5 protein-coding genes are annotated in these 24,501 nt (G+C 50.3%); 2 read left to right on the top strand and 3 right to left on the bottom strand.

Annotated features, from left to right (window positions below; translation table 11 throughout):
• Positions 1–95 precede the first annotated feature (95 nt).
• Positions 96–2,216: a glycogen debranching protein GlgX gene (glgX, locus tag KTO58_RS06945; protein WP_095840076.1), complete on the top strand. Its 2,121-nt coding sequence runs from the start codon at positions 96–98 to the stop codon at positions 2,214–2,216.
• A 40-nt stretch (positions 2,217–2,256) separates the two neighbouring features.
• Here the strand turns inward: glgX and treY are convergent, their stop codons facing one another.
• The 3 genes from treY to KTO58_RS06930 all read right to left on the bottom strand — a co-directional run bounded on the left by treY (position 2,257) and on the right by KTO58_RS06930 (position 9,442).
• Positions 2,257–4,974, bottom strand: coding sequence for a malto-oligosyltrehalose synthase (gene treY, locus KTO58_RS06940; protein WP_095840077.1), 2,718 nt, complete (start codon positions 4,972–4,974; stop codon positions 2,257–2,259).
• Entirely contained in the window at positions 4,952–6,781 is a 1,830-nt protein-coding gene (gene treZ, locus KTO58_RS06935) for a malto-oligosyltrehalose trehalohydrolase (RefSeq protein WP_095841671.1), read from the bottom strand. The genes treY and treZ overlap by 23 nt, the downstream gene beginning before the upstream one ends.
• Before the next feature lie 321 nt (positions 6,782–7,102).
• Entirely contained in the window at positions 7,103–9,442 is a 2,340-nt protein-coding gene (locus KTO58_RS06930; protein ID WP_095840078.1) for a galactose-binding domain-containing protein, read from the bottom strand.
• Positions 9,443–10,667: 1,225 nt separating this feature from the next.
• Between KTO58_RS06930 and KTO58_RS06925 the strand changes: the two genes are divergently transcribed.
• Entirely contained in the window at positions 10,668–24,500 is a 13,833-nt protein-coding gene (locus KTO58_RS06925) for a non-ribosomal peptide synthetase (RefSeq protein WP_095840079.1), read from the top strand.
• Position 24,501: the final 1 nt, after the last annotated feature.

Raw genomic sequence — 24,501 nt, 5'->3', positions numbered from 1 at the left:
GAATATGTCATATAAAGGGGGTATTCACGACAAAACAAACAAAACTATCATGGCACCATAGTTGATCGACCTATGGGCAACATAGCTGTAACCATATGCAAATCACCAACTATCCGGGCCACCCATATCCATTGGGGGCCACCTGGGATGGAGCAGGCGTTAACTTCGCCCTCTATGCCGAAAACGCCAGTGGAGTCACTTTATGTCTATTCCATTCCACCGAAGACCCTTCCGAATACGCCAGCATCCCAATGGCCGATCGCTCCCACAATGTGTGGCATGTTTACCTCCCAGACATACAACCGGGACAACTCTATGGCTATCGCGTCAATGGCCCTTACGAACCGCAAAACGGACTTCGTTTCAATGCACACAAACTGCTGATAGACCCCTATGCGAAAGCGATCGCCGGCAGGATAGACTGGCACGATGCCCTCTTCGGCTACCAACTCGGCCACCCTGACGCAGACCTCAGCTTCAGCAATACCGACAGCGCCCCTTATATACCTAAATGCGTCGTCATCGACCCGGCCTTCAATTGGGAAGACGATAAACGCCCCACCATACCATACCACCAAACCATCATCTACGAAACCCATATAAAAGGCTTTACCCAACAACACCCAGACATACCAGAAAATATCCGTGGATCCTACGCCGCCATCGCCCATCCGGTCACCATCAACTACCTGAAAGAACTGGGTATCACCGCCATCGAGCTAATGCCCGTCCATCATTTCATCAACGATCGCCACCTCATAGATAAAGGCCTCTCCAACTACTGGGGATATAACACCATCGGTTACTTCGCCCCGGATGTCAAATACTCCAGCAGCGGTGCCACCGGTGGCCAGGTTACCGAATTCAAAGAAATGGTCAAAGCATTACACAAAGCCGGAATAGAGGTGATCCTCGATGTCGTATACAACCATACTGCAGAAGGTAGCCATCTCGGCCCTACCCTCTCCTACCGCGGCATAGACAACCCTTCCTACTATCGCCTCACCGACGACAAACGCTATTACATGGACTATACCGGCACCGGCAACACGCTGAATGCCCGCCTGCCCAATGTATTACGGCTCATCATGGACAGCCTCCGCTATTGGGTGCTAGATATGCATGTCGATGGCTTCCGCTTCGACCTCGCCGCCACACTGGCGCGCGAACTACACGAAGTAGATCGCCTAAGCGCCTTCTTCGACATCATTCACCAGGACCCCGTTATCTCACAGGTCAAACTCATCGCCGAACCCTGGGATGTCGGCGAAGGTGGCTACCAGGTAGGTAAATTCCCACCAGGATGGGCAGAATGGAACGGTAAATACCGCGACGCCATGCGCGACTACTGGAAAGGCGACGAAGGCATGCTGGGCGAATTCGCCGAACGCTTCACCGGCAGCTCCGACCTCTACAAAGAAGACTACCGCCGCCCCACCTCCAGCATCAACTTCATCACCGCCCACGACGGATTCACCCTCTACGATCTCGTCGCCTACAACGATAAACATAACGAAGCCAATGGAGAAAATAACCAGGATGGAGAAAGCCATAACCGCTCCTGGAACTGCGGCGCAGAAGGCCCCACCGACGATCCCGCCATCATCGCCCTGCGGCAACGCCAGCAACGCAACCTCCTCTCTACCTTGTTCCTCTCCCAAGGCATTCCCATGTTGGTAGCCGGCGATGAATTCGGCCGCACCCAACACGGCAACAACAACGCCTACTGCCAGGATAATGAAATATCCTGGCTCAACTGGGCACAACGCGATCAACCCCTACTCGACTTCACCTGCCGCCTTATCCGCCTCCGGAAAGAACATCCGGCGTTCTGCCGCCGACGTTGGTTCAGAGGACAACCCGTAAAAGGTACCCACCTCGAAGATATCGGCTGGTACCTGCCCGATGGCACAGCAATGAATGACGAACATTGGGCAGCTACACATGCCCGCTCCATAGCCGTATTCCTTAACGGACGCGGCCTCCGCATGACAAGCCCAAAAGGCGAACCTGTCATCGACGATAACTTCTACCTCCTGTTCAACGCACACTACGAAGCCATCCCCTTCACATTACTGCCGGCTGAATACGGAGAAACATGGATACCAGTACTCGATACCGCAGAAATAAAACGTACAAACGCCCATGCCGGCGAAGTAATACGGGTGGAAGCCCGCTCTATGGTAGTATTGAAAAATGAAGTGCCCCGCAGATAAGGGGCACTTTTATATCGCAGGTATCAATAAATAACGCTACTTATATCATAGGTGTTAATAACGCTACAGGAAATGTCTGCAGACAGGATAGAGATAAACCGCCATTACTAACTTCTACTTCCTCACCGGTAAACAGGTTACACCACTTCAACGGCGCACCCTCCGGCAACAATACCAAAGAAGACACCTCTTCCACAACTTGCACCGGCGTACAGGGTAATGGACATACTACAATACACCACTGATCCTCCTGTCGCCGCGCATACGCCAGATAGGCATCATCTGTCGTGCTCAATGGCACATAACTACCTTCCAGGAACAACTGCGCATGCGCACGCCGGTACTGCAATGCCTTCCAGGTCACATACAACTTCTCCACTCCGCTCTGTGCATGCGCCTCCAGGTAAGCCAGCAACGCCGCATATCCCTCCCGCTCCTTCTCTATCAACGCCGATAACCACACCTGCCGAGAACGGTAATTCACCGGCCGCCGGTTATCAGGGTCTACAAAACTAAGCTCCCACAACTCCGCCCCCTGGTACAGATCCGGAATACCTGGCGCCGTGATCCGCAACAATACCTGCGCCAGCGAATAACGCACCGCCAACGCCTTCACCTGCTCCAGGAAAGGGACAAAACTATCCAGGAAAGGATGCTCAGGCGATAATAGCTGCTGTACAAACGATGTACAGGCATTTTCATAATCAACATTCGGCTCGCTCCAGTTAGTATGTGCTTTACCTTCCCGTAACGCCTTCACCAGGAAGGCACAAAAACGTTCTATAAAAGTAATATCCGCCAACCCGTCTATCGGAAAACTGCCTATCAGCGACTGATAGATCAAATATTCCTCATTCAATCCGGGTATCGTATCCTGCCCCCGCCGCGTACAGCAAGCAGCATTCATACTATGCCAGGTCTGCACCTGCTGTATCCACTTATCAGCGAGCAATGTCAGCATATTCAACCGTATACGGGCATCCTCCCCGCGTTTGGTATCATGCGTAGAGGTCGCATTCATCGTAAACGGATGCTGCGCCTGCCGCTCCACCATATGCGCGTGAAAAGCACGCGCATCCAGCTTACCCAGCACACCAGGCGTATCCCCCACTTCATTATGCGATATCAAAGGGTGATAAATATAAAATGCCGTATCCTCCACCCCCTTCGCCGTCAACGGCCCGGTAAATTGCATCAGCCGCTTTAAAAACACCATCCCCTTCACATTGATATCCTTATTGCCTATACCCGGATGCCACCAGGCCGCCATCATCTCCAATACCGGCGACAACAAAGGCGCTAGCTGTGCCGCCTTATCAAAAGCAGACCGTATCACCTGCTGATCCACCGCAGACAAAGGCCAGTCCTCCGGATAAGCCCTGTACACCGGCATACATACCATAAACAGCCCGATCGCCGCTTTCAACTGATCCCTGGTATAGCTGCCGTCCGCCAGCCCCAGCGTATAACAGTCATGCACCAGGTTCTCCCACTCTCCACCCATATAGGCAGACAGGATCAATTCTTTCTGCTCCCTCACCAGCCGCTCATACTTCACCGGCACAGCCGACAAACAACGGTAGAACCGCAATAACTTCTGCGCCCCTCCCCCGTCCGTCAGTAACTGGTTCACCGTCGCCAGGAAATCATACCCACTGCTGCCTTGCAGTGCCCAGTCCGCCGGCAACCGCTCCGCTCCTTCCAGAATCTTTTCCGCAATCAGGTATAAATCATCCCCCAACAACCGCCGCAATCTTCGTATATACGTACCCGGCTCCTGCAACCCGTCTATATGATCTATCCGCATCCCTTGTATCAATCCCTCCCGGTACAACTGCGCAAGAAAGGTATGATACTCATCAAACACCGCTTCTTCCTCCATCCGCAACGTGATCAGCTGGTTCACCGTAAAGAAACGCCGGTAGTTGATCTCCGACTCCGTCTTACGCCAGTACTCCCAATGGTAATACAGCTTATCTAATAACGCCGGCAACAACGATGGCGATATATTGACCGTCTCCGCTACTGCCACCGCTAAAGTATCACTGCCTTGCTGCTGTGTAAAATCCACTATGAGCTGCTGTTTAGCAGCCTGCCACGCCTGCAGTGAAGACGACTGCTCCGCCGCTTCCTGCAAAGCAGTCACCAGCTCACCAAAAGGCGCAGCCGTCGTAATAGCAGGCACCGCCTGTAACAACAGTTCGTAAGCGGGCATCGACAACGGGTAAGCCTGCTCACCACATTGCAATACATAGCCGGCGGACGTAAATCGCAACTGGAACCTACCTTCCGCAATACATTCCGCCAATGGCTTATCCAAAAATGGTAACTGTAATTTACCGTGCAACTCTTTTGAAGGATGCTCCCAGTTGATATCAAAATAGCGGTAATAAGGTGACAAAGGCCCCCGCTCCATCACATCCATCAGGCGAGGATTGTCAGCATCATAAGCCAGGTGATTGGGCACAATATCCTGCAACCAGCTCATACCGCGCTCTTTCAATCGCGCGCTGAGCGCCCGCCACTCTTCCAGCGTACCGATCGCCGGACTTACCTGGTGCGGGTCCGTACCGTCATAACCGTGCGTACTGCCTTTCACCGCACCCAATACCGGCGATGCATAGATAGTACTCACCCCCAACGCATGCAGGTAATCCAGGATATCGTGGACATCACGGAAAGTAAAATGTTCATTCAGTTGCAGACGATAAGTCGCTATAGGTGTATGTGTCGGATTATACATCATCATACTTTTCATAAACAATGGCAGATAAAGGTGGTAACGTAATAGCAGCTGCAGATTGCAAACGCTCCGGCGCTACACCGTCAATGACTTTCCAGGACGTTGCCGTACTGTCGATCAGTTTGATCCAGGTAGCCGTAGATAATGGTAGCCGGTACTCCTGCGGCGCTTTGTCAAAATTGAGTAGGATCAGTAAACGATCCCCGTTTCCTTTACGCTCAAATGCCAGTACCGGCTGGCCACTGCCAGGATACACCACCGTTCCCTCCGAAGTACGGTCCTGCATAGCAGGCCTGCTCTTACGGAATGCCAACAGGAACTGGTAATAACCCAGCAAACCGTCATGCGTCTCCCATGTCAGCTTCGACTGGTTAAATACCTCCTCCGATTGCGGGTCCGGTATCTCCCCCTCCCAGTTGAATGCCGCAAACTCCTTCCGCCGGCCTTCCCGTACACCCGCTATCAATGACTCCTCTCCGTAGTCAGAAAAGAACTGGAACGGTGCCCGCTCTCCATATTCCTCTCCCATAAATAATAGGGGAACAAATGGTGACAACAACATCGCAGCGGCAGCCACCTTCAGCGCTTCATACGACAATAAAACACTCAGCCGCTCCCCTTTAAGCCGGTTCCCTATCTGGTCATGGTTCTGCGTAAACACCACAAATTGACTATAGGGCAATCCCGTCGGCGCCTGCCCGAAACAACGCTGCCGGTGCAAGGAATACTGCCCGGTATACACATAAACATGCTGCAACGAATGTTCCAGCAAACTGATGTCACCAAAATCCTCATAGTACCCTTTACGCTCTCCCGTCAGTAACGCGTGCAGGGCATGATGAAACTCATCCACCCACTGCCCGCTCATGCCATAACCGCCCTCCGTCACCGGTCGCACATACCGCGGATTATTCAGGTCCAGCTCCGCGATCAGCACCTTCTTCTTACCGGTACGCTTTTCCAACGCCTTCACCGACTCCGACAACAACTCCACAAAATGTGTCGCACTGTTATCCCACAACGCATGCACCGCGTCTACCCGCAAACCGTCTATATGAAACTCATCCAACCATAACAAGGCATGCTGCAAAAAGTACGCGCGCACAGGATCACTGTAAGCATCGTCCAAATTGATCGCCTGCCCCCAGGGCGTTTTGTATTTATCCGTAAAATAAGGCCCGTATTCCGCAAGATAGTTCCCCTCCGGACCTAGGTGATTATACACCACATCCAGTATTACCGCCATCCCCCTGGCGTGCGCAGCATTCACCAGCGCCTTCAACTGCGATACTCCTCCATAACTGTCCTGCACCGCATAAGGAAACACGCCGTCATACCCCCAGTTACGTGTACCTGGAAACTGCCCTACGGGCATGATCTCGATCGTATTTACACCAAGCTGCCACAAGTAATCCAACCGGCTCTGTATCCCTTCGAAAGTTCCTAAGCCCGTAAACGTGCCCGTATGCAACTCGTAAATGATCATCTCCGACAACTCCAACCCCTGCCAAGCCTGATCCGTCCACGAAAAATAAGGGTCCACTACCGCCGACGGCCCATGCACACCTTCCGGTTGATGCCGCGAAGCGGGATCCGGCAGTGGATTCCCATCATCAAGCACATAAAAATATTTCGTACCAGGTACAATACGCTCGACTATCGTTTCCCAGTAACCGTATTCTCCCCGCTCCATAGCATAGCTGCGCATATCAGCTACATCCAGCGATAAAGTCACTTTATTGGCCAAAGGTGCCCATACCCGGAAACTGCAACGGCCGTCCTCCTGTAATAAAGCACCTACTTGTTGATATATCGTATTCATATCCCTACGGAAAGTAAATACTGTGCCATCCAATGACACCATCCACAGGCCTGACACCACAGCATGCTCAACGATAAAATCACTAATAGGATGTGCATGCCTCGCTACACCACGCTGTAGAGATTAACACACAACATTGTCATATCCTTTGCTGAGATAACAAATATTACTATCGCCAGCAATACGGCTATTAGTGCGAGAAACGGCACCAAAAAGCAGCCCGTATCATGCCATGTCAGCCGTAATGATCACATGCAAACACGACAAAAACGGCAGCCAATTATGCTGGCTGCCGTTTTTGTCGTATAGTGCTCGCTTTGCTTATTGTTTGATGATCTTCTGTTGTACGGTTTTGCCGTTCCCGCGGATCTGCAACAGGTACATGCCCGACGGTAATCCTCCCAACCGGATCTCTCCACTGCTCACCTGTGTACGCAACACCAGCGAACCGTCCGTACGAAGTACCTGCACCGCAGCGCCTTCCGGCACACCGGTCACATGATAATCGTCCACTACAGGATTAGGATACCCCTTGAAGGTCGTCTCCAGCAACTTCGGAGACTGCCCGCCACTCATCTCTCTCGCACCGCTGCCATTACCATATACTTCCATGGTAAAGATAGAATAACCATACTGCGTACCTCTCGCCGTACCATAGATCCTGACATAACGTCCCCTGCCACTCAGCTGTAACAGGTCGTTCACCGTTACCGTATTCCCTCTTACACTTTTGATCGTCTGCCAGCCATTCAGATCTGTAGATACCTGTACATCATAATCTTTACCCAACGCAGTCTCCCACGTGATCTTCACCCGGTTGATGTTGTACGTATTACCCAGGTCTACATATATCCATTGCGGATCAGTATACTCACTTTCCCAGCGACTCTGTGCATTGGCATCAAATGCATTGGAGGCATTGAAACTACCCACCACCGAAGATGCCGTACCAGGACGGTTCAACGCCAGGTTGGACGCCGCATTGTTCACCGTTACAGCAATCTTGTTGGAAGAAGATACCGCACCGCCATTATCCGTAGCCTTCGCCTGCAGCGTATATACGCCGGCAGGCACATTCGTCCAGTTGAAATTATAAGGCGCCTGGTTAACAGTACCGATCAATTGATCACCATGATAGAAACTCACAGAACGGATAGTACCGCCTTCCCTGTCAGATGCAGTAGCCGACAACGTTATATTGGCCGGCGCCTGATACGTAAGCGTACCCGTAGGAGCCGTTAACGTTACGGCTGGCGGAGGATTATATACCACCCCGTTGGAATAAACACGCACCCAGTCAATGTATACATCACATGGGAATGTCGCCTGGTCTACGATCGGACCACCATAAGTATTACCACCGCCACCTACACCGGCACTCAGGATCGCATACATCTTATGCTCGAAAGGATGCCATTCGGGATACAGGTTGGAAAACTCCGAACGACGTACCCGCCGCCCATTGATCACATCCACCTGCGCCTCATTCTGACCATCCAGCGCAAAAGCAGCGCCATCCTCAAAATAATGGATATGATACACGTTGTTGTCCACGAAAAACTCCATACGGTCCGCAAACCAATCAATGCCGTATTCATGCCAGCCATTCGCAGCTACACTGGGATCAGTAGCCGAAGAAGCCGCACAGCATTGGTAGTCAGGGTTACGCAGGCGGCTACCCCACCGCGTACTGGCCTGCCCGTCAAATGCTTTGTCAGCCGATACATCATTACCCTGGATAGAAGAAGCAGTAGCCGGACGATTCAATGCTATATTCGTTGTTCCACCGGCAAATACCTGGAACTCAAACAAAGAATATCCCCAGTCATTAGAACGCCGCGTACCGTACATCCGTACAAAACGCGCATCCCTGGCGCCAAAACTGATCTCATTAGTACCACCACCGCCATTGGCAGTACTATAAGCAGTGCTCCAATCCGTACCATTCAAGGAGGTCTGTATCTCAAAGGCACGACCCGTATTCTCCCAAGTTAGCGTCACCTTGGTCACCCGTTGGATAGACCCGAGATCCACCCGTATCCACTCCGGACTATCAGGTGCCTGCTTGTCCGCAAAACTGTAATAACCGCCCTGATGTCCGTGATTCCAGTCTGCCCACTGGTTGTTATTCCACGCCCAGGCATAATGCGTAGAGCCGAGATTGTAATTAGGAATAGAACCGACATATTCCATGATGTCGATCTCACCTCCCTGCGGCCAGCTAAGCGTAGGCTGCCCCTGCGGTAATTCATCAGGCATCATCCAGAAAGCAAAACCCTGCCCCATCGTACGCACCCCCTTCGGCCATACCCTCGCTACAATACGATGATTAGGCCCCCAGGCAGCCTTCCCCTTCGTAAAAATGCGACCGCTCGTATAATCACGGTCTATAAAACGCTCCTTCCGCGTAGTAATACGCAGCGCGCCGCCTTGCGCACCTGCGATACCCTGCTCTATCCCTACATTCTCTACCCGGTCAGTCGCACGGTCCAGCTGACCCGTACCCCAGTTACCGTTCACACCCGTACCCGTCTCATAAGACCATTTTCCCAAATCAAGAGAAGGGCCGTTAAACTCATCACTCCATATCAGATTCCATTGCTGACTGCGGGCATTCAGAGAAAAACAAGCCAATAAAAGCAACAATGTGATTTTTTGCATAATAGTTATTTTGAGGTCGTGAAATAAGATAGCCGGCGCCTCGTAGATTAACGCTGGCAGTGTCAAACACTGGAAGGAAATGGAGCCCGCTCACATGGGCGGACTACGGATAGGATGTAATACCAGCAGACTATGCCGCAGAAAAGGCATGCGAATCACTGGCGGCACCTGAGATGCAGTCATAACTCGTGGAATTGTATTCAATAAAACGCCTATGGCATCAGTAAAAAGACACTACCGGATATTTAATAAAGTTCTACCTGGGGACCAACAAACAGAATAGTATAAAAATCATCTATACCGGCTCCTGAAACTAGACAAAAAATTGTAGAAATCCAAGCATTTCCCTTCCCTATCTGTCCTTTATTACCGTTATTTCCATCGACTGATCTTGCACTGCAGTAATAGGGGCAACTACACACAATTATCAATCTAATACAATATAGTCGCATACCATCTGCTGAATATTGCTATATCGTCTGCTAAAAAACAACTCCCCATACATGACCCTCCTAAGTATCATTATCCCGTCTCCTAAGGTTCATTATCCCATCCATTCACAGGTTTTTATTGGTGTATAAATCACGCAAAAATATTTTTAACAAATCATGTACACCTGTAGCCTCGTCTGCTTATATATCAACTAACTGACTGATTGTAGGGGCCCTGTAATATCAGCCACCTGCAGCCATCCCTCACGAGGACCGCAAATAATGTAACTTCCTTTTTCCTTTTTCGTTTTAACTAAGTACTTTTGTGCAGAGAGGTTGCAAAATGCTATCGATATCATATTGAATATCATATATTTTTCATACCTTGCTGACCTTTATATGCCTTCTTATAGAAAAGGCGATCCTATTTGTTGGAACGGAACCATGAAACCATTTTTTTCATCATTTTTATATGCTAATGACTCTTTTTATGATTCGAGAAATTCCTAATTGAAAAACATTATAAATCACCCTGTTTATGATCTTAGCCCGAGTTTGCCCATAAACCCACAGGAATTTATAAAGTTTTGTTGCTCTAAATTGTGAGGATAGTCCTGGAATAAACCTTTAAACCCGAAAAAACTAGTGTGTCCACCTAAAAAAGGACCCTATAATCATAATGTATTAAAGCCAATTTTAGTGTAATAACATTTACCCAAATTTACGCCAGCGTACTTTTGAACCTTAGCCAGTTTTTAAACCTGTTGTTTTAACCGCTTCAACATTGATGATACATGTTCCCGCTGACTTCTAACCAAAGACCCATCTGGTTCGAACAGAAACTATTTCCAGATAGTGCATTATATAACGTTAGTGTATATACGCGTATAAATGGAAATATCGATATAACGCTGTTTGAAAAAGCCATCAATATAATGATTGCACAAAGCGATGCCTTTCGTACTACCTTCTATGAGTCCGAAGGCATCCCTATGCAAAAATTCCATCCATATGATCCCGCTCACCCATACCAGCTGCCCCTCCTGGATTTCTCCACTCACCAGGATCCGGAACAGGCGGCCATGGACTGGCAGCTTAAGCAGGCTGCAACATCAATAGCCGTTCATGCAACCCAGCTATACTATTTCGCCCTGCTGAAGATCACCGGCAGTACCTACTTTTGGTACTACAAATCTCATCACCTAATCACAGACGGATGGGGCATGTCACTGACCATTTCCCGGACAGCCGCCATATACAGCGCACTAGTAAAAGGTGAAACCGTATCCACAGATACCGTACTGCCCTTCGCTAATTTCGTTCAGCACGATCAGCGCTACCTGGAATCCCCCGCATATGACAAAGATGCCGCCTATTGGCAAGATCGGTTTACCGCCATGTCGCCTGCCATTACCGTAGGCGCAAAAGATGGTAAAAAGAACGAACAACCCCTCAGCACACGTAAGTCGATCTTTCTGGCTAAATCATTTTATCAACAGATACAGGCATTCGCCGCCGAAAGAGGTTGCACCACCTTCTATACCTTCATGGGCGTACTGTATACCTACTTCGCAAGGACCAATCAACTCGAAGATCTCGTCCTCGGCATTCCCGTCCTAAACAGGTCCAGCACTGCCTTTAAAAAGACATTGGGCCTCTTCGTAGGCGTACTGCCGTTCCGCATGAACTTCGCGCTGTCACTCTCCTTCAACGAACTGATGGCCCACATCAAAACCGCTTTCAAAAAAGATATAGAACACCAGCAGTTCCCCGTAGACGAGATCGTACGGATATTAAAATCCAATAAACATGATCTCGATGCATTGTATACAATCTCCCTCTCTTTTGAGAAACAGGATTTCAGCGTACCATTCGATGGCATACCTACCCAAACCATCGCACTGCCCCATCAGGCAGAACAATCGCCCCTGGCAGTATTCGTCCGCGAATGCCAGACCGATGACGATGTAAAAGTAGATTTCGATTTCAACCAGGGACATTGGGAGGAATACTATATGGAACAGTTCCTGGCACAATTCCGGCAACTGTTCGAAACCGTCATAGCACAGCCGGATACACCCCTCTCCCAACTCCCCCTCATTACAGCTACAGAGGCCGCCGAATGGCTGACACCAACGCCCGTTACACCCATCCCATTCGATACCATGATAGCGGCATTTGAACATGCCGTTATACAGTATCCACAACAGCCCGCCCTCCTCTTCGGCAACCATTCCTACTCCTATAAGGAACTCAATGAGCAAGCCAACGCATTGGCCCATCATCTCCGTAACACCTGGCAGATACAACGCAACGAAGTAGTGGCCGTCCTGCTACCCAAGTCCGATGATGCCATCATCGCCATCCTCGGTATCCTGAAAGCAGGCGCCGCCTACCTCCCCGTAGATCCTGCCTATCCGGAAGAAAGACAGCAATACATGCTCGAAGATGCCAGCGCCAGAGTACTACTCACCCTGAGCGACAGAACATTGCCTGCTTTCTCAGGTGCCGTCCTTTACATGGATGAACGCACCTACTCACATTCGCCGGTACATAATCCAACACCTGTCAACACCGCAGACGATACCTGCTATATCATCTACACCAGCGGATCCACCGGCCAGCCTAAAGGCACCGTGATCAGACACCTGGGCGTAATCAATATCATCAACTCGTTCAAACAGGAAATGGATATCCGCCAGACAGATAGCATGCTGCAATTCGGCTCCCTATCCTTCGATGTCAGCGTATTCGAAATATTCACCGCCTTGTTTAACGGACTTACCTTATATCCGGTATCCAAAGACATCATCGCCGACTTCGACCTTTTCTGCGAATTCATACAAACGCACCACATCAGCATAGCTGCCCTGCCGCCTTCTTATATCCGCAACCTGAACAAAACAGGATTGTCCAAACTAAGGATACTCCTCACCGCCGGCGAACCTGCCATTCCCCGTGCAGAACTACAACTTCGGCCGGACCAGCTATACTATAATGGATACGGACCTACTGAATGCACCGTCTGCGTGACCATCTTCAACGAAACAGCGGAGATCAACCGCAACGTGCCTATCGGTAAAACGATCTATAATACGAAAGCATATGTTCTCGACCGGCAACTGCAGCTCATGCCCTGCGGCATACCGGGAGAACTCTATATCGCCGGTATCGGCCTGGCCAAAGGTTATCTCAACAAACCCACCCTCACCGCAGAGAAATTTATCGACTCCCCTTTTGTTCCTGGCGAAAAGTTATATCGCACCGGCGATGTTGTACGCTGGCTTTCCGATGGTAACATAGAATACCTGGGCCGGCAAGACGACCAGGTGAAGATCCGCGGCCATCGGATCGAAACAGGCGAGATCGAAGTAGCATTAAAGCTGCACCCCGCCGTACAAAACGTATCAGTGATCGTCAAAGAAAGCAGCCCCCAGGAAAAAGCATTATACGCTTTCGTTGTCATGAATAACGATACCGACACCGCACGTTTGTACGACTTCCTCGCCGAAAGCCTGCCTTACTTCATGATACCAGACCTCATACTGCCAGTCCCTCAAATCCCCCTTACCGTCAACGGAAAGGTCGACAAAAGGGCACTCCTGGCACAGGTACAACTGGCATCCAAACGTGCATACATCGCACCTGCTACACCCAGCGAACAACTCATTGCCAGCATATGGTCCACATTACTGGATATACCCGCCGTCAGCGCTACAGACAATTTCTTCCAGCTGGGCGGACATAGCCTCAAAGTAGGACAGTTCATCAACCGTATACATAAAGAGACCGGCATCAAACTGGTTTTCAGCGAAGTATTCCGGGCGCCCGTATTGAAAGAAGTCGCCCGCCTGCTCGATATAGACCAGACATTGCACATACCCGCATTGGTCAAAATACCCGATAGGGATCTCTATCCCCTCTCCCCTTCCCAACAGGGTATCTGGCTCAATGCCCACCTGGCAGGAAGAGAAACATTGTACAATGTGCCACTCACCTTCGTGCTGCAACACCCCGTACAATCAACAGTCCTCCAACAGGCCTTTGAAGCCCTGGTACACCGGCACGAATCCCTGAGGACGACCTTTACCACCATCGGCGGCCTGCCCTATCAACAGGTGAAAGCACACCTGCCCGTACAGATGGAACGCTATACACCCACGCAGAATAGTTCCCTACAGGAACAACTTGCAGCCCTGTACAGGTCGCATATACAGACACATTTTGACCTGTCCGACGGCCCCCTCTTCCGCATCGCACTGGTACCACTCAATGAGCAACAGACGCTCATCATGTTTACCCTCCATCATATCATCACCGATGGACTGTCCGTACAACAACTGTTCGATGAACTGGCAGCAGATTATGCCAGCCTGCTGGAAAATCAGCCGATTCTAGGCTTACCTCTCTTCCAATACCGCGACTACTCCCACTGGCTGGAACAGGTCATACATAGCCAGGAAGGAGAAAGACAGCTGCATTACTGGCAACAAAAACTACAGCATACTTCCCCCTTCTCGCTGGCACATCTCATCGGCCGCAGTAATGCAGGCAAACAGGAAGGTGCCATACACATCTTCCGGTTCCCGGCTGTCATCAAAGAAGGAGTGGAAAAACTAGCCACACATTCCGGTAGTACAGCCTTCATCGTACTGCAAGCCTTGCTGAAAGTCCTCTTCTTCAAACTGACCGGCCAACGGGATATCACCGTAGGTGCCGCCGTATCCGGCAGGGCTATCGCCGAAACAGAGGGCATCACCGGTATGCTGATCAATACCATCGCTCTCTACGACCAGGTACATGAACGCGATAGCTTCGAAACTTTCCTCGAACAGGTAAAACAAACCTCTCTGGAAGGGCTGGAACACCAGCTCCTGCCTTACGACAAAGTATTGGAGCTCGTACAACCAGAGACCAATGCCCTCTTCGATGTGATGATCGCCACCGATGACCAGCAGCTCCAGAGCAACAGCAAATTATTCCTTACACATACACCCGAAACGGAATCGCTACGCGCACTTTATAACGCCGCCAAATTAAACGCTACCTTCGACTTCGACACCCGCGGCGAAGGCATAGAACTGCAGGTGATCTACGATGCCAGCCTCTTTGATCATCAATACATACTGCTGCTGGGCAAATACTTCAGTAACCTCGCCCAACAGGTATTTGCACAGCCATCGATGCCCATCAGCCAGTTCCAGCTATCCGATGGACAAGAACCGGAACTGTTTCGCTATCTGGGCATAGACAACAAAGACTATACAACCGTATACCCTTTAAGTACCAGCCAGCGCGATATCTATCTCACCAGCCTCTTACAGCCTGCCGATAACGGGTTACGCCTGCTGGCCTATTTCGATATCCCCTGCTCCGTCGATCCTCCCACCTGGAAGCAAGCCATCACCATCGTCACCCAACAGGAAGACAGCCTCCGCTCCGTACTCATCACCAGGAATGCAGAGGCCTATCAGGCCGTAAAATGGACAGCAGATAGCTGGTTCGAATACGTAGACCTGCAACATCTTCCCTACAGCCGGGACACATTCCATGCATATATCAGCGACTATTGTAATGACCCACAGACACTGGACCTGCCCTTCTATAAACACTACCTCTTCAGGATCAGTGACAGCCATTACATCACCGCTATCAATGCACATCACGTCTTCACTGACGGTGCCTCCTTCCGGCTGCTGACAGAACGGATAGATGCCGTCTATCACCAGCTGCTGACAGGAACCGTGACCGATGATCACACCTCCCAGCCCTACCGGGATTATGTATTCCGTCACCTCTCCCGTTTTGATACCGCACTGACAGATAGTTTCTGGCAGCAACGACTGGCAGCCGTACAGCCACTACACTATGAAGGTGCTATATCCACTGCCGATCGTTCCCATGCCGATGTGCTCCTGCTCGAAGCAACAGAAGCGGATGCCATCCGCCGCTATTGCCATACCCATCATATTAACGCACCGCTGTTCTTCCGTACCATATACGCACTGCTGGTAAAATACTACTGCAATGCCGACCATGACTATTGCATACGGGAACACCTGGCAGGAAGAGACCGGCAGTACCAGCAAATGATCGGCAACCTGTCGCATTGTTTCCCGTTACTGATAACACCAGCTGCCTTACAACCGGACACCACTTTCCAGGCACTTTGTACCTACCTGATGCAACAACGCACTTCTGCCGGCGAACTGCGATACATCTCGCTTTCCCTGCAGAACCGGATCATCGGGGATGAACCGTTATCCTTCTTCTTTAACTATCAATACTTCAACTTACCGGCTACCCAATCCGGTATTGGACAACTGCAACAGGTGTATCGCCTGATGGACAACCAGATCGAACTCAGGGTAGCGGAAATACAAGAAAAATATGAACTGCGGCTCGATTATAATGAGCGTATCTTCAACGGACATGAATTCCTGCAACGGGTCAAACATGTCTGTCAGCAACTCCTGCAGGGCGTAGAGCACCTGCAGCAACTGAACTACCTCTTGCCAGCAGAAACAACATTGCTGCACAACATCGGTGATCGTACCTCCCTGGCTGCTACCACAGATATCCTGTCCATCTTCCGTCAGCAGGTAGCCAACCATCCGGCAAAGACAGCCGTCGTATACAAAGACCAGGCACTCAGCTATGCAACATTGGACCAGCACGCTAATGCTGTCGCCGCCCACCTGGAAAGCCTGGGCTTACAAACCGGCGATATCGTAGGTATCATGGTAGAACGCTCCGCCTGGATGATAGTAACCTTGCTGGGGGTGCTGAAAGCCGGGGGCGCTTACCTGCCTGTCGATCCCGAATATCCGCAGGAGCGTATTGATTACCTGCTGCAGGACAGCCAGGCCTCCCTGCTCCTGACACATCAAAAATGGCAGGAACGTGTACCTGCCAGCATTACCGCCATTGCTATCGAAGATATCCCGTTACAGCCCATAAAGACCGTAAACCACCTGGTAACACCGGGACAACTGGCCTATGTCATCTACACCTCTGGTACCACCGGCCGCCCTAAAGGAGCCATGATCACACATGGTGCTGTCAGCAATATTGCCCAGGCCTGGAAACAGGCCTACCGGCTGGATAGTTTTGAAGTATCCCTATTGCAAATGGCCAGCTTCTCCTTCGACGTATTCACCGGCGACGTAATCAGGACCTTCGTGAGTGGCGGACAGATGGTAATATGCCCGTCCTCCGTACGGCTGGAAATAGCTTCCTTATATGCCTTACTCGCAAAACACCGCGTCAACATATTCGAGTCCACTCCCGCGCTCATCATCCCGCTGATGGATCATGTATATGAACAACAACTGGATATCAGCTTCCTCAAGCTGCTGATCCTGGGCTCCGACAGTTGCCCGGTAGCACATTTTAAACGGCTGACAGAACGCTTTACACCGGGCATGCGGGTGATCAACAGCTACGGTGTTACCGAAGCTTGTATCGACTCCGGATACTACGAAGCCCCGGCCGCATTATTGCCAAACGCTGGTAATACACCTATTGGCCAACCATTAAACAACTACATATACTATGTCTGCAATCATCAGCATCAGCTGGTGCCGGTAGGCATACCAGGCGAACTCTATATCGGCGGCCCTGGCGTGGCCAGCGGATATCTCGGGAGAGAAGCGCTCACGGCAGAAAAATTCATCCCTCTCGGCCGCGACGGGCAGCGGGTTTATCGTACCGGAGACATAGTACGATGGCTGCCGGATGGTAACCTCGAATTCGCCGGTCGTAAAGATGACCAGGTTAAAGTACGTGGCTTCCGGATAGAATTACAGGAAATAGAAAGCGTATTACTCACACAGACCGGTATAAAAGAAGCATTGGTTACCGTATATGGCAAAGACAGCGAACAGGCACTCGTAGCGTGGTATGTAACTTCCGATGCCAGCATATCCGCAGCAACACTACGCGAAGGACTTAAACACTCCCTGCCAGATCATATGATCCCGGCCTATTTTATTCCATTGGAACGGTTGCCATTGACCCCCAATGGCAAAGTAGACAGGAAAGCCCTACCCGACCCGCTGCGTTATATGGACCAACAGACAGTCATTACCAATGCTCCTGTCACCGGAACAGAACAAACCTTGCTCACCATCTGGCAAGATGTACTCCGTCGTCATCGTATCGGTATTACAGACAACTTCTTCGAGCTGGGGGGCCACTCCTTAAAAGCCACCAACGCCGTTGCACGCATCTATAAGACCTTCCAGGTCAACCTGCCGCTCAATATCTTCTTCAGCCAGCCAACCATCGCCGCACAGGCTGCATACATCGATCTGCAGTCGAGAGAGACTGTAACGACTATCACCCCGGTAGATAGCCGCCCTTACTACCCACTCTCTTCCTCTCAGAAACGTCTCTACCTGTTACATCAGATCGAGGGCTCGGAAAACAGCTATAATATGCCTGCCGCCTTCCTCATCAAAGGGCAGATCGATCGCTCCCTACTGGAAGCGTGTTTTCGTCAGCTGATCACCAGGCACGAAATTTTACGCACCGCCTTCGAAATGAAAGATGGAGAACCGGTACAGGTAGTGAAATCAAACGTACCATTCCATATCGGCCACACCGTAAGTGATCATACAGCAACTGCACTGATCGCAGACTTCATCCGGCTCTTCGATCTAGCCAGCCCTCCCTTGCTGCGGGCACATTTATATACACTGGCCGACCAGCAGCAACTACTGCTGATAGATATGCATCACATCATCTCCGATGCCGTATCAGCAGAGCTGCTGATTACAGAACTGACACAGCTCTATCAACAACAACCACTACCGGCCATATCGCTGCAATACAAAGATTTCGCCGTATGGCAGCAACAATTCCTGCAAACAGATATTATCCGCGAACAGGAACGTTACTGGCTCGACCAGTTTGCTGATGAACCACCAGTACTTAATCTGCAAACAGATTTCCCACGGCCAGCCCATAAATCATTTAACGGTAAAAGACATACGGTACAGCTGCCTGCAGAAGTGACGCAACAACTCCATTCATTCTGCCAGTCCTATAGCTGTACTATCCACCAATTACTGCTGACCGTCTTTAAAGTACTGCTATATAGATACTCAGGTAATACAGACCTGGTAGTAGGCGTACCAGTAGCAGGACGCACCGTCGCCGGTCTTGAACAGATAATGGGTATCTTTATCAATACGCTGGCACTCAGAAGCCACCCGGACGGAGAACTGCGTGTCACCGATTTCCTCACTACCGTAAAACAATCCAGCCTATCCGCCTTAAAACACCAGGATTATCCGTTTGAACGACTGATAGAGCAGCTGGATGTAAAACGGGATATGAGCAGAAACCCATTGTTTGATATCATGTTCACCTTCCTGCATGAAGAACAATCCACCTTGCAGCTGGGCGAAGCGGTACTTACCCCTGTCAATAACATCTATGATATCAGCAAATTCGACCTGTTATTATCCGGCGTAAAAGCAGGCGATGATATCACCCTCAGCCTGGAATACAGTACAGACCTCTTCCGCGAAGAGACTGCCCTGCGCATGATGACGCATTATCTCCAGTTGCTTACTGATGCAATGGCCAGGCCGGAAGCAAAACTATCCTCCTTACAGCTGCTTACGCCGGAAGAGAAAAATGAGCTGCTGACCATGCTCAGCGATACACAGGTACATTATCCGGCAAATACTTCTATTTATGAACTGTTCCTGAAACAAGTACAACAGTTCCCCAATAACATCGCCCTGCACTGGGAAGGTCAGGACATCAGTTATGCCGTTCTCGAACAAATGGCTGGCCAGGTAGCCAATGCCATCAGGCACGCATTACCAGGTGCCGTGAATCCGATCATCGCCGTACTGATAGACAGAAGACCAGAGATGGTGATCGCTTTGCTCGGCATTCTGAAAGCCGGTGGCGCCTACCTCCCCATTGATCCCGACTATCCCGCAGAACGCATCCGGTATATGCTGGATGACAGTCAGGCCGCTGTATTGGTGACACATTCCTCCATTACACCGGTAGCAGGCTACCAGGGCCACACAGTATACACCGACCAGTTACAGGACGTTATACCGTTGTCAACAGCGGTCGCCGTGCAACCGGATGACCTGGCTTATATCATCTACACATCCGGCTCCACCGGCATGCCTAAAGGCGTAATGGTAACCCACCGGAACGTGGTCCGCCTACTATTTACCGATCGTCCCCTGTTCGATTTCAACCCGCAGGACACCTGGACATTGTTCCACTCCTACTGTTTTGACTTCTCTGTATGGGAGATGTACGGGGCATTGCTCTTCGGCGGCAAGCTGGTCATAGTGCCTAAAGCTACCGCACAAAGCCCCCGCGCCTTCCTGCAGTTGTTAAAAGACCAGCAGGTTAGTATCCTCAACCAGACACCGGGTTCCTTTTATAATGTCATCAGCGAAGTACTGGAGAGCTCACACCAGGGATTATCCCTACGGTATGTCATCTTTGGCGGCGAAGCATTAAAACCGGGTAAACTACAAGCCTGGCACACCTTGCTACCGGATTGTAAACTGATCAATATGTACGGTATAACGGAAACGACCGTACACGTGACCTATAAAGCGATCACCCAAAAGGAGATCACCGACAATGCCAGCAATATAGGCCAACCGATCCCGACCCTCTCGCTGCTCGTCCTTGACCGGGACAGGCAACTGGTGCCGGTAGGTGTTGCCGGCGAACTCTGTGTAGGAGGCGCCGGCCTCGCACGTGGGTATCTCAACCGGGAAGAACTGACAGCCGAACGGTTCACCGATCATCCGTATGTGGCCGGGGAACGCCTCTACCGCACCGGCGACCTCGCCAAACTGCTGCCCAACGGAGATTTTGAATACCTGGGCAGAATAGACCATCAGGTGAAGATCCGCGGTTTCCGGATAGAACTGGGTGAGATCGAAAGCAAACTACTGCTGCATCCCGCCGTAAAAGATACATTGGTCATAGACCGGGACGATCATTCCAGTACCAAATACCTGTGTGCCTACATCGTAACGCCCGCAGCCGTTGCCCGTGAAGAGCTGCGTAAACACCTGTCAGCGTTCCTCCCAGACTATATGATCCCTTCTTTCTTTATCCTGCTGCCCGCCTTCCCTCTTACCGGCAATGGTAAAATAGATCGCAAACGGTTACCACTACCGGAGGACACCCAATTGTCCACCGCGGTGTATGAAGCGCCTGTAACAGGTACGGAACAACGACTGGCCACACTGTGGAAACAACTGCTGTCCACACAGGAGGCAGGCCTGAATGATCATTTCTTCGAGCTGGGCGGACATTCCCTGAAAGCAGCCCAGCTGGCAGCATTGATACACAAGGAATTCCAGGTGGAAGTGAGCATCAAAAATATCTTCTCCACACCGGTATTACGCGACCTGGCCTTACTGGTAGACCAAAGTGCCCACTCTCAGCACCATGCAATCGAAAAGGCGCCGCTGATGAATAGCTACCCGGCCTCCTCTGCTGAAAAACGCTTATATATACTTAACCAGATCGACAATTCAGGTATCTCTTATAACATCCCTGCCGTATACGCCATAGAAGGTAACCTCGACCTAAAAAGATTACAGCAGACCATCCGCACCATTGTAGACCGGCACGAAATATTACGTAGCTCATTTGTAATAGAACAACGGGAAGTAGTGCAGAGAATACATGATACCGTCGACCTGGAAGTAGAGATACTCAACTGCGACGATGAGCACCTAACGGATTTCATCAAAGGATTTGTAAGGCCGTTCGACCTGTCTCAGGCACCGTTATTAAGGACCTGCCTTGTCAGAACACCATCCGGCCAGTACTATTTCCTATTCGACATTCATCATATCATCGCAGATGGCGTTTCCGTCGACAACTTTATCCGGGAATTGTCTGCCATCTACGGTGGGACCACACTGTCGCCGCTACGTATCCAGTCTAAAGACTTTGCCTATTGGCAGCAACAATGGCTGAAATCACCTGCGGCAGCCACGCAGAAAACCTACTGGCTGACACAGTTCGATGGCGAAGAGCGCCAGTTGAACATGCCCACCGACTATGTTCGTCCACCAGTGAAATCCTACGAAGGTGCTTTGTTCCATTTCACTATTCCATCGGCAACCACAGCTGCCCTCCAGGCATTCAGCCGCACTCATGGCGTTACACCGTTTATGGTGCTGCTGGGCACTTATGCTATATTACTTTCCCGCTACAGCGGTCAGGAAGATATTATTGTGGGTACACCCGTCGCCGGCCGCTCACATGCCGACATGCAGGAACTCATGGGGATGTATGTAAATACATTACCACTGAAACAAGCACCCAACGGCAACAAAACTTTCAGGGAATACGTGCAGGAAGTAAAAGAGGGAGCACTCAAAGCATTCGAACACCAGGATTATCCTTTTGAAGCCCTCCTCGATGACCTGGAGATCAAAAGAGATATCAGCCGTAATCCGCTGTTCGATTATATGTTCTCCTACAGAGCCGACAACATCAATACCATACAGCTCTCAGACCTGTTGCTGAAGTATGTAACATTCGAACAACACAACTCGAAAATGGACATCTCGCTGGAGATCAGTGCAGAGGAAGATGGCGTCATGGCAGGTATCATTGAATATGCTACCAGGTTATTCAGTAAACAAACAATCCGCAGACTGGCCGGTCACTTCATTCACCTGCTGGAACAGGTCCTGCGACAGCCAGATCATCAGATCGCAGCCTTGACACTTGTCACCGAAAGAGAACGGCAACAGTTACTACAGCAATTTAATGCGCCGATCGACCCGGAAGCAGATAAGAAAGCGCTGCATATCTATGAGCTTTTCCGCCAACAGGTATACCGTTATCCTGATCATATAGCGGTAGAGACAGGAACTGACAAGCTCAGCTATCATGAACTGGATCAAAGGGCCGGACAGTTGGCCACCCTACTCCTCAAACAAGGAAGTAGTACAGGTAAGATCGTTGGCATACTTACCGACCGCAACCTGGATCTTTTGATAGGCATTTTCGCCATTCTGAAAGCCGGCGCTACTTACCTGCCTATCGATCCCGAATATCCGGCCGACCGTATCAAATACATGCTGGAAGACAGCCATGCAGAGGTATTGTTGACACAATCCCATCATACAGGATTGTTCCCGAAAGAGATCCCCCATATCCTCCTGGACCAGGTTACCCTGCCGGCTACGGAAGAGGTACTGTTTGAACAGGTGGATTATCATCCGCTCCACATCGCCTATGTGATCTATACGTCCGGCTCTACCGGAACACCTAAAGGCGTACCGATCGCACATCACTCGCTACATAACTTCCTGAATTATGCCCATCGTAGTTATAAAAATGAATTCAGCGCAGCAGATGTAGGCTTATGTATCAGCTCTGTGTCTTTTGACGCCAGTGTAATGGAAATATTTATTCCATTAAGCATTGGTGCAAAATTGATATTACTACGCCGGGAAGAAGTATATGACATACAGGGACTGGCCAACACCATTGCCGGTAAAAAGGTCACCTTTGCTTACATCCCGCCATCCCTCCTGCAGCCATTGTATGACGCCTTAAAAAATAGTGGTCCGCTCGCATTCAATAAACTGGATGTAGGTGCAGAAGTGATCAAAGACAACCTACTGCGGTTATATACCTCGCTGTCCGATCAATTAGAGGCCATTAATAGTTATGGCCCTACAGAAGGCACCATCGTCAGTACCACCTACACATACGATCCCTCACGGCCAGCAGGCAGCACCGTACCTATCGGCAAACCGCTACCCAATATCCAGGTATACATCGTCAACGAACAACTGCAGTTGCAACCCATAGGCGTACCGGGAGAACTCTGCATCTCCGGAGTTGGCCTGACCCCGGGTTATATGAACAACCCTGCATTGACGGCTGAAAAATTCGTAGACAATCCTTTCCTGCCTGGCCATAAGCTGTACAGATCCGGTGATCTCGCCAAATGGATGCCCGATGGTAATATTGACTTCATTGGCCGCAAAGATCAACAGGTCAAGATACGCGGCTTCCGGATAGAACTGGGAGAGATAGAAAATAAGCTGCTCACCCACCCCGATATCACACAAACATTGGTAATAGACCGGGAAGATCTGCAGGGCAACAAATTCCTGTGTGCATACATTATCAGTACCCGGACATTGGATACCGCAGAGATCAAGGCACACCTGGCCAAGGACCTGCCGGTATATATGCTGCCCGCTTACTTTGTCACGATGGATAAGTTCCCGCTAACCAAAAACGGAAAAGTAGACCGTAAAGCCCTGCCCGCACCCGCCATTAACGAAGATAGTAAGAGCCAAAACATGGTCGCGCCGGCAGATGCTACCGAAAAGCAACTGCATGATATCTGGAAAACGGTATTAGCGACTGAACAGCTCAGTGTAGAAGCCAACTTCTTTGAATCAGGAGGCAACAGTCTTAAGATCATCAACATGCTGCGATTAATACAACAGTCCTTCGGAGACGCCCTCAAAGTAAGTGACCTGTTTGACAAACCTACGATAAGAGAACAAGCAGCTGCCATATCAAAACATTCTACCAATAATATTCCGGAGACACCCAAAAAAGTAAAACGCGTACAATTTTAAG

Origin of the sequence: Chitinophaga pendula (assembly GCF_020386615.1) — a bacterium.
Taxonomy (GTDB): Bacteria; Bacteroidota; Bacteroidia; order Chitinophagales; family Chitinophagaceae; genus Chitinophaga; species Chitinophaga pendula.
Note: the sequence above shows the minus strand (reverse complement) of the source record. Positions and strands in the feature narration are given on the sequence as shown.

What these genes read in the sequence shown, in the direction of transcription:
- KTO58_RS06925 (WP_095840079.1), top strand. Translation starts at nt 10,668, where the DNA reads ATGTTCCCGCTGACTTCTAACCAAAGACCCATCTGGTTCGAACAGAAA.
- glgX (WP_095840076.1), top strand. Translation starts at nt 96, where the DNA reads ATGCAAATCACCAACTATCCGGGCCACCCATATCCATTGGGGGCCACC.
- treY (WP_095840077.1), bottom strand. Translation starts at nt 4,974, where the DNA reads ATGAAAAGTATGATGATGTATAATCCGACACATACACCTATAGCGACT.
- treZ (WP_095841671.1), bottom strand. Translation starts at nt 6,781, where the DNA reads ATGAATACGATATATCAACAAGTAGGTGCTTTATTACAGGAGGACGGC.
- KTO58_RS06930 (WP_095840078.1), bottom strand. Translation starts at nt 9,442, where the DNA reads ATGCAAAAAATCACATTGTTGCTTTTATTGGCTTGTTTTTCTCTGAAT.